This window comes from Rhodoferax sp. GW822-FHT02A01 (assembly GCF_038784515.1).
Lineage (GTDB): Bacteria > Pseudomonadota > Gammaproteobacteria > Burkholderiales > Burkholderiaceae_C > Allorhodoferax.
Genome location: NZ_CP152376.1, coordinates 5,096,960 through 5,113,836, shown reverse-complemented (window position 1 = coordinate 5,113,836; position 16,877 = coordinate 5,096,960). Strand labels below are relative to the sequence as shown.

Sequence of the window (16,877 nt, the reverse complement as noted above, 5' to 3'; positions counted from 1 at the left end):
ATTTTGCCTTTCAGTGGACGCTGGGATAATCGCAGCATGCAAGTCAAGACCCCCGAACTCCTCGCCCCAGCCGGTTCTCTGTCCATGCTGGAGACCGCGTTTGCCTTTGGTGCCACTGCCGTCTACGCCGGGCAGCCGCGTTATTCCCTGCGCGTGCGCAACAACGATTTCGGCGACTTGGCCACGCTGGGCGAGGGCATCGCCAAGGCCCATGCGCTAGGCAACAAGTTCTATCTGGTGTCCAACATCTATCCGCACGACAACAAGCTCAAGAGCTATGTGGCCAATATGAATCCGGTCATTGCCTTGAAGCCCGACGCCATGATCATGTCCGATCCCGGCTTGATCATGATGGCGCGCGAGGCTTGGCCAGAGATGGAAATCCACCTATCGGTGCAGGCCAATACGGTGAACTCTGCCGCGGTGAAGTTCTGGAAGAGCGTGGGCATTGCCCGCGTCATCCTGTCGCGCGAACTCTCGCTCGACCAGGTGGAACGCATCCGCCAGGAATGTCCGGACACCGAGCTGGAAGTCTTCGTGCACGGTGCGCTGTGCATCGCCTACTCGGGCCGCTGCCTGCTCTCGGGCTACTTCAACCACCGCGACGCCAACCAGGGCAGCTGCACCAACTCCTGTCGCTGGGACTACAAGACATTGCAGGGTGTGGAAGACGCGTCCGGCGACATCCTCACGCCCACAGCGGCGGGCGCACGCGATTCTGGCTGTGGCAGTTGCGGCGCTTCCTCGCAGGATTCGGGCAGCGCCCATCCGTCCGGCGTCTACCTCATCGAAGAGAGCCAGCGCCCGGGCAGCTATATGCCCATCGAGGAGGATGAGCACGGCACCTACGTGATGAACTCCAAGGACCTGCGCGCCATCGAGCACGTCAAGCGGCTGGTGGATATCGGCATCGACTCGCTCAAGATCGAAGGGCGTACCAAGAGCCCCTACTACGTATGCAGAACCGCCCAGGCCTACCGCAAGGCGATTGACGATGCGGTGGCTGGACGCGAGCTGGACCCGGCCCTGCTGGGGCAACTCGAAGGCCTGGCCAACCGCGGCTATACCTCCGGCTTCTTCCAGCGCCACACGCCCGAAGAAACCCAGAACTATCTGCGCGGTTATTCCGAATCGGGTCGCAGTCTTTATGTGGGGGACGCAGTGGCCTTCGATGCGGCGCGCGGCATGGTGCAAGTCAATGCCCGCAACAAGTTCTCGGTGGGCGACACGCTGGAGATCATCCACCCCAGTGGCAACTTTGATGTGCAGATCCAGCGCATGCAGAACGCCGAGGGCGAGCCGGTGCAGTCCGCGCTGGGCAGTGGTCACACCGTCTGGATCGATCTGCCGCAGACCGCAGTCGGTGCCTTTGTGGCGCGCTACCTGCAGGCACCTGCGCCTGCACCCCGAAGGGCGGTGATCGCATGAGCACGCCCATGCAGATCAGGCAGGACGATTTGCGCGGCGCGCAAATCATTGCGTTGTTGCAGGCGCACAGGGCCAGCATGTTCGCGCATTCGCCACCGGAGAGTGTGCACGCGCTGGACCTGGACGGACTGCGCAAGCCAGAGATCACCTTCTGGTCCGCGTGGGACGGCGAAACATTGCTGGGTTGTGGCGCACTCAAGGAACTGGACGCCACGCAGGCCGAGGTCAAGTCCATGCGTACCGTGGCGGCCCATCTGCGCAAAGGCGTGGCTGCCCGCGTGCTGGCGCACATCGTGCAGGTGGCGCGGGATCGTGGATACGACAGGCTGTATCTGGAAACCGGCACCGCGCCGGCCTTTGCGCCAGCGCGCGCCCTGTATGAGCGCCATGGCTTTGGCTATTGCGGTCCCTTTGCAGACTACGTGGAAGACCCTTTCAGTGTCTTCATGTGCCTGCAATTGCCTGCACCGGCAATGTAGCCCTGCCGGACCTTAAAAAGTCTCCCATTCATCGTCATTCGTCTTGGCTGCTTGCGCGGTTGCCACGGCCTTGGGTTGTGGCAAGGACTTGGGTGCGCTGGCCTTGGCCATGGGAGGTTTGGAAGATTTGCCGGCCAGAGCCTGGGGCGCACGGCCCGGCTGCGCAACGGCCTTGGGCAAAGACTTTGGCGCGGGCTTGGGCGCAGGGGCGCGTTGGTGCGTGACCTGCAAGGTATCGCTGGCCGAGAGCTTGAAGGTAGAGACCACCTGCACCAAATCGTGGGCTTGCGACTTGAGGCTGCTGGCCGCGGCGGCCATCTGCTCAACCAGTGCGGCATTCTGCTGGGTCACCTGGTCCATCTGGTTGACAGCTTCTCCGACCTGGGATACCCCAGCAGCCTGCTCGCTGCTGGCTGAGCTGATCTCTCCCATGATGTCGGTGACGCGGCGAATGCTGCTCACCACTTCGGCCATGGTGGTTCCGGCCTGATCCACCAGTGCGGTGCCTTGTTCGACCCGTTCCACGCTGGCGTTGATCAGGCTCTTGATCTCCTTGGCCGCTTCGGCCGAGCGTCCGGCCAAGGAGCGCACTTCGCTGGCGACCACGGCAAAGCCGCGGCCCTGTTCGCCCGCACGCGCTGCTTCCACCGCAGCGTTGAGCGCCAGGATATTGGTCTGGAAGGCAATGCCGTCGATGACGCTGATGATGTCGCTGATCTTGCGCGAAGAGTCGTTGATGCCTTTCATGGTCTCCACCACCTGACCGACCACGGCACCGCCTTGTACGGCGACGGTAGATGCGTTGATCGCCAACTGGTTGGCCTGGCGAGCGGAGTCGGCGTTCTGGTTGACGGTGCTCGAGAGTTCTTCCATGCTGGCAGCGGTTTCTTCCAAAGCGCTGGCCTGGCTTTCGGTGCGCGAACTCAAGTCCTGGTTGCCCTGGGCGATTTCCGAGCTCGCAGTTGCAACACCTTCGGAACCCACACGCACCTTGCTCACCACTTGCACCAGACTGCCTTGCATGGCTTGAAGACTCTGTAGCAGGGTGCTGATTTCATCGCGACCGCTGGCATCGATGTGCACAGTCAAGTCACCGGCTGCGACCTGTGTTGCGAGCGCATTGGCTTGCGTCAGGGGCTTGGTGATGGAGGAGGACAGCGTCCAGGCCAGGAATACGCTGATGGCCAGTCCGATCACGCCCAGCGCGATCAACAGATTGCGGCTGGACTCGTAGTTCTGGTCGATCTTCTTGGCAAAGGCATTGACTTGGTCACGCTCGTTTTGAAGCAAGTCCCCCAACTTGCTGATATAGAGCTTGGAGGCTGGCGTGAACTTCTCGTCCATCAGCTTGATGGCCTCATCGGCCTTGCCGTCTTTCTTGAGTGCGACGATTTCATTGCGTGCATCGAGAAAGGCCTTTCGCACATCGGCAATATCCTGGAACAGGCGCTTCTCTTCGGCAGAATTCATGAGAGGTTCCAGCGCCTTTTGCAACTCACTGGATATCTTGGTGGCCTCTTCCTGATCCTGCTTGAAGTAGTCCGCCAAAGCGGGGTCGCTGCTGCGGGCAATTGCTGCCGTGCGGCGAACGCCGGCAGCGATATTGCGATTCCAGTCCGAAACCAACCGTTCCGCTTTGAGCGGCTCCGCCATCATGTCGCGGGTGGATTGCCCCACCTGGCTGAGGCGCTGAATCGCAATCAGCATGGAAACCAATGACAGCGCCATGATGAGCGCAAAGGCCACCGACAGGCGTTGGCCAACCTTGAGTGTTGAATAAATCCGATCCATTGCCATGCCCCCTCATCTGGTTGTTGAACAAGAAAAATGCTCGTGTAGGTGCAAGTGTGCTGCATAGCTTTCACGAAGTCACCTTTTATCGGGTGGGGGGCGGCATCCAAGATACCGAGGGCAATTATTCAAGGGAGTACGAAGCTCACCGCGAAGTGGGTTACACCTCGCAACGCCAATTGGGGGTAAGGAAATTAGGAATTCCTTGTGCACCAGGGCAAAGTGGGAATAAGCTTCGCGTGCTCGAGTACGGCCCGGTGCGCTTTCAGGTGCCGGCGCGGCCAACCGAATAATTGACATACGACAAGAGGTGATGGAGCACGATGAACAGTCTGATGGCCCTTTCTCTTGTCGCGATCATGCATGCATCCCTTGCAGCCAATGTGGTGACGCCGATCTACGAATCGCCCCCGAAGTTTTATGTTGAAAACGACGAGGCGAAGGGCCTATGTATCGATGTGCTCAAAGCCATCGAACGAGTCGCCAGCGATCTCCATTTTGTGGTCGTGAAGAACGTGCCCTTGAAGCGAATCGAGATAGGTACCCGTCGGGGAACATATGACTTGCTGCTGTGCGCCACGCCGACCCCGGAAAGAAATGCGCAGTTGCGCATGATTGATATTCCTGTCTACAGCGTGCGCGACGTGCTGATCGTGCGCAAGGATGACCCAATTGTCGACGCCACATTGGATGACATTCGCAAACTTGGCGCAGACAACACGATATTGGCCTATTCAGGTTCAGGCCAGAACACCTGGTTGGGTGAACAGCCAAATCTCCACACCGATTTGGGCGCTCCTGATCCGATTGCCAACTTTCAGAAGCTGATGTTCGGGCGTGGGCGTTTTGTTTTTGCAGGCGAGGCTGTGAGCGTCAATGTGATGCGGCTGCCTCAGTTTGCGGAAAAGTTCCGTATTTTGCCAACACCGGTCCGCGTCATGGGACGGTACTTTTTCTTCTCACCCAACACGCCGCCGCAGATCGTTGAGAAGGTGCGGGACGCACTCAGGCAACTGGCCGCCAGCGGGGCGTTGAAGCGTATCGATAGCAAATACCAGCTCCGCTAGAAGCTGCGGGTATGGCTCAGAAGGTCTCCCACTCGTCGTCGCTGGTCTTGGTAGCCTGTGCAGTCGTCACCGGCTTGGGCTGCGGGAGCGATCGGGGGGCGGCAGCCTTGGACGCAGTCGGCTTGGCTGTCTTGCTGGCCAGCGGCTGAGGTGCACGCGCAGGCTGTGCAGCGTTCTTGGGAGCGAAGTGCGGTAACGGTTTGGCATGGGCCGTGGCCTGCAAGGTATCCTTGGCCGAGAGCTTGAAGGTAGAGACCACCTGCACCAGATCGTGGGCTTGCGACTTGAGGCTGCTGGCCGCGGCGGCCATCTGCTCAACCAGTGCGGCATTCTGCTGGGTCACCTGGTCCATCTGGTTGACAGCTTCTCCGACCTGGGATACCCCAGCGGCCTGCTCGCTGCTGGCTGAGCTGATCTCTCCCATGATGTCGGTGACGCGGCGAATGCTGCTCACCACTTCGGCCATGGTGGTTCCGGCCTGATCCACCAGTGCGGTGCCTTGTTCGACCCGTTCCACGCTGGCGTTGATCAGGCTCTTGATCTCCTTGGCCGCTTCGGCCGAGCGTCCGGCCAAGGAGCGCACTTCGCTGGCGACCACGGCAAAGCCGCGGCCCTGTTCGCCCGCACGTGCTGCTTCCACCGCAGCGTTGAGCGCCAGGATATTGGTCTGGAAGGCAATGCCGTCGATGACGCTGATGATGTCGCTGATCTTGCGCGAAGAGTCGTTGATGCCTTTCATGGTCTCCACCACCTGACCGACCACGGCACCGCCTTGTACGGCGACGGTAGATGCGTTGATCGCCAACTGGTTGGCCTGGCGAGCGGAGTCGGCGTTCTGGTTGACGGTGCTCGAGAGTTCTTCCATGCTGGCAGCGGTTTCTTCCAAAGCGCTGGCCTGGCTTTCGGTGCGCGAACTCAAGTCCTGGTTGCCCTGGGCGATTTCCGAACTCGCAGTTGCAACACCTTCGGAACCCACACGCACCTTGCTCACCACTTGCACCAGACTGCCTTGCATGGCTTGAAGACTCTGTAGCAGGGTGCTGATTTCATCGCGACCGCTAGCATCGATGTGCACAGTCAAGTCACCGGCTGCGACCTGTGTTGCGAGCGCATTGGCTTGCGTCAGGGGCTTGGTGATGGAGGAGGACAGCGTCCAGGCCAGGAATACGCTGATGGCCAGTCCGATCACGCCCAGCGCGATCAACAGATTGCGGCTGGACTCGTAGTTCTGGTCGATCTTCTTGGCAAAGGCATTGACTTGGTCACGCTGGTTCTGCAGCAGTTCGCCGATCTTGCTCAGATACAGCTTGGAAGCGGGCGTGAACTTTTCCTCCATCAGCTTGAGTGCCTCATCGGCCTTGCCATCCTTCTTCAGACCCACAATTTCATTGCGAGTCTCCAAATAGACCTTACGCAGGTCGCCAATCTCCTTGAACAGACGCTGCTCTTCCGGCAGGTCCATAAGCGGCTCCAAGGCTTTCTGCATTTCGCCTGACATCTTGGTGGACTCTTCCTGGTCCTGCTTGAAATAGTCTGCCAGTGAGGGGTCGCTGCTGCGGGCAATGGCCGCTGTACGGCGCACGCCCGCGGAAATATTGCGGTTCCAATCTGAAGCGAGTCGTTCCGCCATCAAAGGGCCAGCCATCATGTCGCGGGTGGATTCGCCTACCTGGCTCAGGCGCTGAATCGCAATCAACAGCGAAGCCATGGAAAGCACCATGATGAGTGCGAAGGCCAGCGACAGGCGCTGGCCGACTTTCATTTTGGAGTAGATGCTGTTCATTTTGATATCCCCATTTTTTTATCGATGGACACCGCACAGTGTGGCGTTCCAGCGTGCCCAACTACGAGTGATATTACACCCGGTAGAGTACCAATTCGAGCTCTCAAAGACGTGTCTTCAGACTTCTGCACCCTCGACCAGAAAGCGCACTCTACGCACCCCATTCCACTCGTCTGCATCCAGCCGAAATGCCAGCTTGACCCGAGGCGGCAACTGCTCGGTGTGGCCAAACCAGATGCCGTCTACGGGCTGGCCCTGGTGTTTGAGCTTGAGTTGCAGATGCTTCTCACCGACCAGTCGCTGTGACACGACCTCCACTTCCTCGCTGAAGGTAGGTGGCGCAAAGCCCTGGCCCCAAACCTCCTTGTGCAAGGTGTCCACCAAGTCCACGCGCAGGTACTGCGGCTCCAGCGGGCCATCGGTTTCCAGGCGGCGGGTGAGCGTGGCGGCGTCCAGCCACTCCTGGGCCACTTCGGTCAGGCCTTGCTCGAAAGCATCCAGACCATCCTCGTGGATGGTGCAGCCGGCCGCCATGGCGTGGCCGCCAAAGCGCAGCAGAACGCCGGGGTAGCGCTTGGCCACCAGGTCCAGCGCGTCACGCAAATGGAAGCCCGGAATGCTGCGGCCTGAACCTTTGAGCTCGTGCTCCTTGCCCGGTGCCTGGCTTGCAGCAAATACGAAACTGGGGCGGTGCAGCTTGTCCTTGATGCGCGAAGCCACGATGCCCACCACGCCTTCGTGAAAGTCCGGGTCGAACACGCACACCGCAGGTGGTGGCTCGTCATCCTCATCAAACAGCGACTCCACGATATCCATGGCCTGGTCGCGCATATCGCCTTCGATGACGCGGCGCTCGCGGTTGATGCCGTCCAGCATCTTGGCCAGCTCGTCGGCCCGTGCGGCGTCATCGGTGATCAGGCATTCGATGCCCAGGGTCATGTCCGACAGGCGGCCGGCGGCGTTGATGCGCGGCCCCAGGGCAAAGCCAAAGTCAAAGGTGGTAGCAGCGCGTGCATTGCGGCCCGCCGCGCTGAACAGGGCTGACAGACCGGCCGGCATGGCACCGGCGCGCACGCGCTTGAGCCCTTGCGCCACCAGACGGCGGTTGTTGGCGTCCAGTTTGACGACGTCCGCTACGGTGCCAAGCGCCACCAGCGGAAGCAGCGTATCCAGCTTGGGCTGGTTGCTGGCGTCGAAGATCCCGCGCGCCCGCAGCTCGCTGCGCAGCGCCAGCAGCACATAGAACATCACACCCACACCCGCCATCGACTTGCTCTCGAAACTGTCGCCCGGCTGATTGGGGTTGACGATGACGTCGGCAGCGGGCAACTCAATGGCGCCGGTCTTGCCGTTGGCGGCGGGCAGATGGTGGTCGGTGACCAGCACCTGCAGTCCCAGCTTCTTGGCATGGGCCACGCCGTCCATGCTGGCGATGCCGTTGTCCACGGTGATCAACACATCGGCGCCGCTGTCGGCCACGCGCTGTGCGATGGGGGCAGTCAGGCCGTAGCCGTCCACCACACGGTCCGGCACCAGATAGTCCACGTTTTTCGCTCCCAGCAGGCGCAGGCCACGCAGGGCTACGGCGCAGGCGGTGGCGCCGTCGCAGTCGTAGTCGGCCACGATGCACAGCTTCTTGTTCTGCTCCATGGCATCGGCCAGAAATACTGCGGCTTGGTCGGCACCGAGCAGCGATGCCGGCGGCAGCAGCCGCGACAGCGCATCGTCCAGCTCTTCGGTACCTTTGACGCCACGCGCGGCGTAGAGCCGCGCCAGCAGGGGATGGATGCCGGCCTGCTCCAGGGTCCAGACGGTGCGCGGCGGTATGTCGCGGGTGGTGATGTGCATGGTGTGACGAAAAAAATCAGAGGTTTTGCAGCAGTGCCGCGATGTCGGTAGGGCCACGGGAGCGGGTGATGCGTGACCACAGGCTGCGCGGCTGCAGGGAATAGGTCTGGGCGCTATTCTCTGCGCACAGCGTCAGCTCTACCGGCTGGCCAGCGCGCGCTTGCTGCAGCAGGGCGGCCGTGGTGCTGCCGTCGATGGCGTGCCAGGCTTGCGTCCAGGCAGCGGCATCGTCCCGCAATGCGGCTTGCTGCAAAGCGGTAACGTGTGCATCGTTTTCAATGGCGTTGGGAACAAAGCCTGCTGGCAAGCTGCCGGTGCCACTGACCCAGAATGAATTGACGGGCAGCAGATGGGCTGCTGTGCGGTCGTCGTTCACCGGGTGGGTATAGAGCAGCATCTGCATTTCATTCTGCAAGCGGCGCAAGCTGCGCGCCTGCGGCTGGCGCGGCAGCCAGTGGTCGACCGCACCGCCGGCAGCGCGTGCCAGTGACGCGGTCTGCAGATCGCAGAACACGGCTCCGCGTGCCAGCCAATGGCCGTCATGCCCCTCGTGCAACTGGATTCCGTCCTCGGCAAAAAAGCTGCGCATGGTCTCCATCAGGGCGCGGGACTCGGCTTCGCTGATGCGAGAGTCGGCGGGGTCGGCCATGCGGACATGGTCGCTGTTGACCTGCCAGTGGCAGGGGCTTAGCCAGGCCCAGCCTTCATCTTGGCCCGCTGGGGGAAGCTGCAGTTGCAGGGCTTGCAGCGCGGCCCAGGGCACCAGCCCATCTGCAGCGGGTAGGCCCAGGGCCTGGGCACGCAGTGTTTCTGGCAGGGGGGTGAGCGAATCTTCCTCGCCCTGGTGGCGCTGTCCGGGTTGCAGCAGGCGCAGCAGTGCCAGCAGGTTGGGCAATTGCAGTTGCGGCAGCGCCTGCAGGCAGTGCTGCAGGGGCGGCTTGGCGTAGGGAATCAGGGTTGACATGGGCCTGTATTGTCACGGCTTTGCAAAGCAGCCGTGCTGCAAAGGCAAAGGCGGCGGCCAGATGCCACAATCAGGGCGTGAAACAAATTCCCTATGAGTTGCTGATTGGCTGGCGCTACACGCGCGCGGGCCGCGCCACACGGCGTAACGGCTTTATCTCCTTCATCTCCGGCGTATCCATGTTGGGCATTGCCCTGGGCGTGGCTGCGCTCATCATCGTTCTGAGCGTGATGAACGGCTTCCAGAAAGAGGTGCGTGACCGCATGCTCAGCGTGGTCTCCCACATCGAGGTCTACGCCGCCAATGGCCAGGCGCTGCCGGACTTGGCCACCACGCTCAAGGAAGTCAAGGCGCATCCGCAGGTAGTGGGCGCTGCGCCCTTCATCGCGGCACAAGCCCTGCTGGCGCGCGGCGAGGACATGAAGGGCGTGATGGTGCGTGGCATTGACCCCGCGCTGGAGCATGAAGTCACCGACCTGGCCGCTGGCCCGCAGGCAGCCGTGCTGAACCAGCTCAAGGCGGGTGAATTCGGCGTGGTGCTGGGGGCCGAACTGGCGCGTAGCCTGGGTGTGCGCACCGGCGACCGTGTCACCCTGGTGGCGCCCAGTGGCGAGGTGACACCCGCGGGTGTGGTGCCGCGCCTCAAGCAGATGACAGTGGCGGGGACGTTTGACTCCGGCCACTTTGAATACGACTCGGCGCTGTTGATGATGCACTGGCAGGACGCCGCGCGCATCTTCCGCCTGGAAGGTCCCACCGGCGTGCGCCTCAAGCTGCACGACCTGCAGCAGGCACGCTCGGTGGCAGCGGACCTGGCGCGTAGCTTGACCGGCGAGCTGTATGTGCGCGACTGGACGCGCCAGAACCGCACTTGGTTTGCCGCAGTGCAGGTGGAAAAACGCATGATGTTCATCATCCTCACGCTGATCGTGGCCGTGGCTGCCTTCAATTTGGTGAGTACGCTGGTGATGACGGTCACCGATAAGCGGGCTGACATCGCCATCCTGCGCACCCTGGGCGCCAGCCCGGGCAGCATCATGGGCATCTTCGTGGTGCAGGGCGCCATGGTCGGCGTCATCGGCACCTTGGCCGGTCTGTTGCTGGGGCTGGGCGTGGCGTTCAACATCGACGTGATCGTGCCGGCGCTGGAGCATGCGCTGGGCGCAACCTTTTTACCGCAAGACATTTACCTGATCAGCCGCATGCCCAGTGATCCCCAGATGAACGACATCCTGCCCATCACGCTCATTTCCCTGGTGCTGGCCTTTGTGGCCACGCTCTACCCGAGCTGGCGTGCCAGCCGCGTCAATCCGGCGGAGGCGCTGCGTTATGAGTGATGTAGCTGCCAAGCCCGGTGTGGACGGCCCGGCGCCGCTCAAGACGGATGCGTCCATCCTGTCGTGCCAGGGGCTGACCAAGCGCTTTGAAGAAGGACGCCTGGACGTCACCGTGCTGCAGGGCGTGGACCTGTCTGTACAACGCGGCGAGACCTTGGCCATCGTAGGTGCCTCTGGCTCCGGCAAGAGCACCTTGCTGCACCTGCTGGGTGGGCTGGATGCGCCCTCCAGCGGCAGCGTGGTGTTGTGTGGCCAGAAGCTGGCCGGATTGAATCCGGCTGAGCAGGGGCGCTTGCGCAACCGGCATCTGGGCTTTGTCTACCAGTTCCACCACCTGCTGCCGGAGTTCAGCGCACTGGACAATGTGGCCATGCCGCTGACCATACGCCGTGTGCCACGGGCCGAGGCGATCCAGGCTGCGACCGACATGCTGACCAAGGTCGGCTTGCAAGGGCGGCTGCAGCACCGCCCGGCCGAGCTTTCGGGCGGCGAGCGCCAGCGTGTGGCCATAGCCCGTGCTCTGGTGACCCGGCCCGACTGCGTGCTGGCCGATGAGCCCACCGGCAATCTGGACCGCAATACCGCTGACGGCGTGTTTGCGCTGATGCTGGGGCTGGCACGCGCCCATGGCACGGCGTTTGTGCTGGTCACGCACGACTCCGGCTTGGCGGCGCGTTGCGACCGGCATCTGTCGCTGGTGCAGGGCAAACTGCAGTCCATTGCCTGAGTGGCCTGCCATGCAATGGATAGACAGCCATTGCCATCTCGATGCCTTTGAGTTTTCGGGTGACGTGTTGCAGGTCCGCGCCAAGGCCACGCAAAACGGTGTCGTGCATTGCGTCATTCCCGCCGTGCAGGTGTCCAACTTCGAAGCGGTGCGCACTTTGGCGCACCAGACTGGCGACAGCTACTGCATGGGCATCCATCCCCTTTACGTGGCGCAGGCGCAAGAGGAAGACCTGCGCCTGCTGGATGCCCAGCTGGCGCAGTACCGCGACGATCCGCGTCTGGTAGGCGTGGGGGAAATCGGGTTGGACTACTTTGTGCCCGCCCTGACGCAAAGCCCCTTGCGCGAAAAGCAGGAGCACTTCTACCGCGCCCAGCTCAAGTTGGCCCGTCAATACAATTTACCGGTGGTACTGCATGTGCGCCGCTCAGCCGACAAGCTGCTCAAGCACTTGCGCGACTTTTCCAGCAAGCCCTGGAGCGGCATTGCCCACGCCTTCAATGGCAGCGAGGTACAAGCGCAGGAGTTCATCAAGCTGGGATTCAAGCTGGGCTTTGGCGGCGCAGTCACCTTTGAGCGCGCCAACCAGCTGCGCCGCCTGGCTGCCAGCCTGCCGCTGGACGCGCTGGTGCTGGAGACCGATGCGCCGGATATCCCACCCCACTGGCTGTACACCACAGCGGAGCAACGTGCCGCCGGCGTCGCGCAAGGGCGCAACACGCCGGGCGAATTGCCACGCATTGCCGCCACCGTGGCGCAGCTGCGTGGCATGGGGCTGCAGGAGCTGGCGCGGGCCTGCTGGCAGAACACCACCGCAGCCTTGCCCCGGCTCGCGGCCTTGCTGGTATAAATCCCCATGGCTAGAAAAGACGCAATCATTCTCCCCGAGGTCAATTTTTCAGAGGAAGGCCCCATCCGCCACCTGCATCTGGGCAGTGAGTGGATCCAGGGCTCCATGCTGGTGGACGCGCCCAACGTGCTGGTGCACGAATACATACAACGCATGATGGCCTGGCTGCTGTTCATCGACCCGGCCACGGTCAACCAGCGCCAGGCGGTGCAGCTTGGGCTGGGTGCGGGCTCGCTCACCAAGTTTTGCCACAAGGTGCTGCGCATGAAGAACACCACCGCCATCGAACTCAACCCGCAGGTGCTGCACGCCTGCCGCGGCTGGTTCCATCTGCCAGCGGACAACCCGCGCATGCAGGTGGTGCTGGCCGATGCCTCCGAAGAGATCAAGAAACCGCGCTGGTTAGGCTGTGTGGACGCGCTACAGGTGGATCTGTATGACGAAGAGGCTGCCGCGCCCGTGCTCGACAGCGCCGCCTTTTATGCCGACTGCCGCGCCATGTTGACCGACGAGGGCTGCATGACGGTCAATCTGTTTGGCCGCGTCTCCAGCTTCCAGGGCAGCGTGGACAAGATTGCCGAGGCCTTTGGCCGGGATGCGGTCTGGGCCTTCAAGTCCACCCGCGAGGGCAATACCGTGGTCATGGCGCAGCGCACCGCATCACGGCCCAAACGCAGTGTGGTGGAGCCCCGTGCCGAATACATCAGCACCAACTGGGGACTGCCCGCCGACAAGTGGATGCGCGTCTTCAAACCGGTTGTGCCATGACACCGTCGTCCCATACGTCGCCCAGCCAAGCCGCCAAGCATGCGGGGCCTCTGGACTGGCACATCCTGGTGCAATGGCTGCAGCGTGACGGCGTCATCTCTAACGATGAAGCCCAGCGCACCATTGCCCGCTGCTCGGTGGCGGAAAGCGCGCAGCATCCGCTGCTGCGTCTGGCCGCCGTGGCCATGCGCCGCGATGTGGACCAGAAGCCGCTGGACGTAGAGCTGCTGACCCAGTGGCTGGCCAAGCGCAGCGGTCTGAGCTATCTGCGCATTGATCCGCTCAAGGTGGAAGTGGGCAAGATCGCCGACTCCATGGGCGCAGCCTATGCCGAGCGCCACCGCATCCTGCCGGTTACCGTCACGCCTTCCGAAATCACCGTGGCCACTGCGGAGCCCTTTGTCACCGACTGGGTGGCCGAGGTGGAGCGCCAGTCGCGCCGCACGGTGCGCCGCGTGGTCTCCAGTCCGCAGGACATCCAGCGCTTTACAGCGGAGTTCTACGCGCTGGCCAAGTCGGTACGCGCAGCCAACAAAAGCGGCGCCAACAATGGCGCCACTTTTGAGCAACTGGTGGAGCTGGGTCGCACCAACAAGCAGCTCGACGCCAATGACCAGGGTGTGGTGCAGGTGGTGGACTGGCTGTGGCAATACGCCTTTGACCAGCGCGCCAGTGACATCCACCTGGAGCCGCGGCGCGAGCAGGGCGTGATCCGCTTCCGCATCGACGGTGTGCTGCATCCGGTTTACCAGATGCCCATGGGCGTGCTCAATGCCATGTGCGCGCGCATCAAGCTGCTGGGGCGCATGGATGTGATCGAGCGGCGCCGGCCGCAGGACGGACGCATCAAGACACGCAACCCGCGTGGCGACGAAATTGAAATGCGTATCTCCACCTTGCCCACCGCCTTTGGTGAAAAGATGGTGATGCGCATCTTTGACCCCGACAACGCCGTCAAGGATCTGGACGCCCTGGGCTTCAGCAGCCACGATGCCCAGCGCTGGGAAGCGCTGGTCAAGCGCCCACACGGCATCATCCTGGTGACCGGTCCCACCGGCTCGGGCAAGACCACCACGCTGTACTCCACGCTCAAACGCGTGGCTACCGAAGAGGTCAACGTCAGTACTGTGGAAGACCCGATCGAAATGATCGAACCCTCTTTCAACCAGACGCAGGTGCAGCCGCAGCTGGACTTCGGCTTTCCGCAGGGGCTGCGCGCCCTGATGCGGCAGGACCCGGACATCATCATGGTGGGTGAAATCCGCGACCTGGAAACGGCGGAAATGGCGGTGCAGGCCGCGCTCACAGGGCACCTGGTGTTTTCCACCCTGCATACCAACGACGCACCCTCCGCCGTGACGCGGCTGCTGGAGCTGGGCATACCGTCGTACCTGATCAACGCTACGCTACTGGGCGTGCTGGCGCAGCGCCTGGTGCGCACCCTGTGTACCAAATGCCGGGTGCCCGATGAGGAAACCACGCGCGAAAAGCTGGGCGAAATCGTCAAACCCTGGAATATCAGCGGCGGCTACAAACCTTTCAAACCCGTGGGCTGCGTGGACTGCCGCATGACCGGCTTCATGGGGCGCATGGGCCTGTACGAGCTGCTGGAAGTGACCGATGCCTTCAAGGCGCGTGTGACCAAGGAGCCGGTGATTGAAGCCCTGCGCAAGCAGGCCTTGGCCGATGGCATGCGCCCCCTGCGGCTCGCGGGCGCCTTGCGGGTGGCTGAAGGGATGACCGTGGTGGATGAGGTGCTGAGCGCCACCCCACCCATGGACTGAGTTTTTCAGGAGTACGCAGGTGAATCTGAAAAATCAAAAGGACTTCTTTGCTGGCCTGCTCTTCATGGTCATGGGCGTGTGCTTTGCGTGGAGTGCATCGCGCTACACCATTGGCACTGCGGCCCGCATGGGGCCAGGCTATTTCCCGTTGCTGCTGGGCGCATTGCTCACGGTGCTGGGTGGAGTGATCCTGTTCAAGGCATTGGTATTTGAAACCGAGGATGGCGGGCGTATCGCGGGTTGGGCCTGGCGGCCGGTGGCGTATGTGGTGCTGGCCAATCTGGCCTTTGGTGTGTTGATTGGAGGTCTGTCCGCAGTGGGCGTGCCCTCCATGGGGTTGATGCCGGCGGTGTTCGTGCTGACAGTGTTGGCAGCACGGGCAGGCACCGAGTTCCGATGGAAAGAGGTGCTGCTGCTGGCTCTGTTGCTGTCGCTGGGCAGCTACGTCACATTTGTCGTCTTGCTGAAGCTGCAGCTTCCGCTGTGGCCCGTCTTTGCGGCCGTCTGAGCCCTGCGCACCATGGACCTGATCAGCAATCTCGCTCTGGGCTTTGGTGTGGCATTCACACCCATGAATCTGTTGTATGCCCTGGCGGGCTGCCTGCTGGGCACCCTGATCGGTGTATTGCCCGGCATTGGGCCGGTGGCCACCATTGCTATGCTGTTGCCAGCCACCTACTCCTTGCCGCCGGTGTCGGCGCTCATCATGCTGGCGGGCATTTATTACGGCGCACAGTATGGCGGCTCCACCACGGCCATTCTGGTGAATTTGCCGGGTGAGTCCTCGTCGGTGGTGACCTGCATCGATGGCTACCAGATGGCACGCCAGGGCAGGGCAGGGCCGGCACTGGCAGCGGCCGGTCTGGGCTCTTTCTTTGCGGGCTGCGTGGGCACCTTGATACTGGCCGCGTTTGCGCCGGCGCTGACTGTGGTGGCTCTGCAATTCGGCCCTGCGGAGTATTTTTCCTTGATGGTGCTGGGCATGATTGGCGCGGTGGTGCTTGCTTCGGGCTCGCTGCTCAAGGCGATTGCCATGACGGTGCTGGGTCTGCTGCTGGGGTTGGTCGGGACCGACATCAACTCCGGCGTGGCGCGCTTTGCCTTTGACATTCCGGACCTGTCCGACGGCATAGGTTTTGTCGCTATTGCCATGGGCGTGTTCGGCTATGGCGAAATCATCACCAACCTGGCGCAGCCCGAGCATGCGCGCCAGGTGTTTACCAGCAAGGTGCAGGGCCTGTGGCCCACCCGCAAGGACTTCAAGGACATGACACCCGCGGTGCTGCGAGGCACGGCGCTGGGTTCCATCCTGGGAATCCTTCCCGGCGGCGGTGCCTTGCTGGCCTCGTTCGCGTCCTACGCCATGGAAAAGAAGATTCGCGCCAAGCCGGGGGAAGTGCCGTTTGGCGAGGGCAATATCCGCGGCGTGGCAGCGCCCGAGTCGGCCAACAATGCCGGTGCGCAAACTTCGTTCATCCCCTTGCTAACGTTGGGCATTCCACCCAACGCGGTGATGGCACTGATGGTGGGTGCCATGACCATCCACAACATCCAGCCCGGACCGCAGGTGATGACCAGCAACCCCGAGCTGTTCTGGGGACTGATCGCATCCATGTGGATAGGCAACCTGATGCTGGTGGTGCTGAACCTGCCACTCATTGGCATCTGGATCAAGCTGCTCAGCGTGCCCTACCGCTGGCTGTTTCCGGCCATCGTGCTGTTCTGTGCGATCGGGGTCTACACTACCAACAACAGCACGTTTGACATCTGGCTGGTGGCCCTGTTCGGGCTGGTGGGCTATGTGTTCAACCTGCTGGACATGGAGCCCGCGCCGCTGCTGCTGGGCTTCATCCTGGGGCCCATGATGGAAGAGAACCTGCGGCGTGCCTTGCTCTTCTCGCGCGGCGACTGGAGTGTGTTCATCTCGCGTCCCCTCTCGGCCGGCTTGCTGCTCATTGCGCTGCTGCTGGTGATCCTGGTGCTGTTGCCGGCGGTGAAATCGCGCCGACAGGAAGCGTTTCTGGAAGAGTGAGTTGGCGCCACCCTTCACA

General features: G+C 62.3%; 14 protein-coding genes. 10 read left to right on the top strand and 4 right to left on the bottom strand.

Annotated elements, in window-relative coordinates; all coding sequences use genetic code 11:
• Positions 1-36 precede the first annotated feature (36 nt).
• Complete coding sequence (yegQ, locus tag AAGF34_RS24190) at positions 37-1,428, top strand: tRNA 5-hydroxyuridine modification protein YegQ (RefSeq protein ID WP_342618263.1); 1,392 nt, start codon at positions 37-39, stop codon at positions 1,426-1,428.
• Positions 1,425-1,907: a GNAT family N-acetyltransferase gene (locus AAGF34_RS24185; RefSeq protein ID WP_342618262.1), complete on the top strand. Its 483-nt coding sequence runs from the start codon at positions 1,425-1,427 to the stop codon at positions 1,905-1,907. The genes yegQ and AAGF34_RS24185 overlap by 4 nt, the downstream gene beginning before the upstream one ends.
• A gap of 12 nt (positions 1,908-1,919) precedes the next feature.
• On the opposite strand, the gene AAGF34_RS24180 is transcribed toward AAGF34_RS24185, so the two are convergent.
• Positions 1,920-3,704 carry a methyl-accepting chemotaxis protein gene (locus tag AAGF34_RS24180; protein WP_342618261.1) on the bottom strand — a complete coding sequence of 595 codons (1,785 nt, stop codon included), beginning with the start codon at positions 3,702-3,704 and terminating at the stop codon, positions 1,920-1,922.
• 317 nt (positions 3,705-4,021) lie between these two features.
• On the opposite strand from AAGF34_RS24180, the gene AAGF34_RS24175 reads away from it, so the two are divergent.
• Complete coding sequence (locus AAGF34_RS24175) at positions 4,022-4,765, top strand: ABC transporter substrate-binding protein (protein WP_342618259.1); 744 nt, start codon at positions 4,022-4,024, stop codon at positions 4,763-4,765.
• 16 nt (positions 4,766-4,781) lie between these two features.
• Here the strand turns inward: AAGF34_RS24175 and AAGF34_RS24170 are convergent, their stop codons facing one another.
• The 3 genes from AAGF34_RS24170 to AAGF34_RS24160 all read right to left on the bottom strand — a co-directional run bounded on the left by AAGF34_RS24170 (position 4,782) and on the right by AAGF34_RS24160 (position 9,360).
• Positions 4,782-6,548 (bottom strand): methyl-accepting chemotaxis protein, encoded by a 1,767-nt coding sequence (locus AAGF34_RS24170; protein WP_342618258.1) that lies wholly within the window; start codon positions 6,546-6,548, stop codon positions 4,782-4,784.
• A gap of 117 nt (positions 6,549-6,665) precedes the next feature.
• Complete coding sequence (gene recJ, locus AAGF34_RS24165; RefSeq protein ID WP_342618257.1) at positions 6,666-8,396, bottom strand: single-stranded-DNA-specific exonuclease RecJ; 1,731 nt, start codon at positions 8,394-8,396, stop codon at positions 6,666-6,668.
• A gap of 16 nt (positions 8,397-8,412) precedes the next feature.
• Entirely contained in the window at positions 8,413-9,360 is a 948-nt protein-coding gene (locus AAGF34_RS24160) for a hypothetical protein (protein WP_342618256.1), read from the bottom strand.
• 77 nt (positions 9,361-9,437) lie between these two features.
• On the opposite strand from AAGF34_RS24160, the gene AAGF34_RS24155 reads away from it, so the two are divergent.
• The 7 genes from AAGF34_RS24155 to AAGF34_RS24125 are packed head-to-tail and all read left to right on the top strand — an operon-like array spanning position 9,438 to position 16,858.
• Complete coding sequence (locus AAGF34_RS24155) at positions 9,438-10,697, top strand: lipoprotein-releasing ABC transporter permease subunit (protein ID WP_342618255.1); 1,260 nt, start codon at positions 9,438-9,440, stop codon at positions 10,695-10,697.
• Positions 10,690-11,424, top strand: coding sequence for a lipoprotein-releasing ABC transporter ATP-binding protein LolD (lolD, locus tag AAGF34_RS24150; RefSeq protein WP_342618254.1), 735 nt, complete (start codon positions 10,690-10,692; stop codon positions 11,422-11,424). Before AAGF34_RS24155 ends, lolD begins: the two co-directional genes overlap by 8 nt.
• Positions 11,425-11,434: 10 nt before the next feature.
• Positions 11,435-12,274 (top strand): TatD family hydrolase, encoded by an 840-nt coding sequence (locus tag AAGF34_RS24145; RefSeq protein WP_342618253.1) that lies wholly within the window; start codon positions 11,435-11,437, stop codon positions 12,272-12,274.
• Positions 12,275-12,280: 6 nt separating this feature from the next.
• Positions 12,281-13,042, top strand: coding sequence for a spermidine synthase (locus AAGF34_RS24140; protein WP_342618252.1), 762 nt, complete (start codon positions 12,281-12,283; stop codon positions 13,040-13,042).
• Positions 13,039-14,826 (top strand): ATPase, T2SS/T4P/T4SS family, encoded by a 1,788-nt coding sequence (locus tag AAGF34_RS24135; protein WP_342618251.1) that lies wholly within the window; start codon positions 13,039-13,041, stop codon positions 14,824-14,826. Before AAGF34_RS24140 ends, AAGF34_RS24135 begins: the two co-directional genes overlap by 4 nt.
• A gap of 19 nt (positions 14,827-14,845) precedes the next feature.
• Positions 14,846-15,334 (top strand): tripartite tricarboxylate transporter TctB family protein, encoded by a 489-nt coding sequence (locus AAGF34_RS24130; protein ID WP_342618250.1) that lies wholly within the window; start codon positions 14,846-14,848, stop codon positions 15,332-15,334.
• A gap of 12 nt (positions 15,335-15,346) precedes the next feature.
• Positions 15,347-16,858 (top strand): tripartite tricarboxylate transporter permease, encoded by a 1,512-nt coding sequence (locus tag AAGF34_RS24125; RefSeq protein WP_342618249.1) that lies wholly within the window; start codon positions 15,347-15,349, stop codon positions 16,856-16,858.
• Positions 16,859-16,877: the final 19 nt, after the last annotated feature.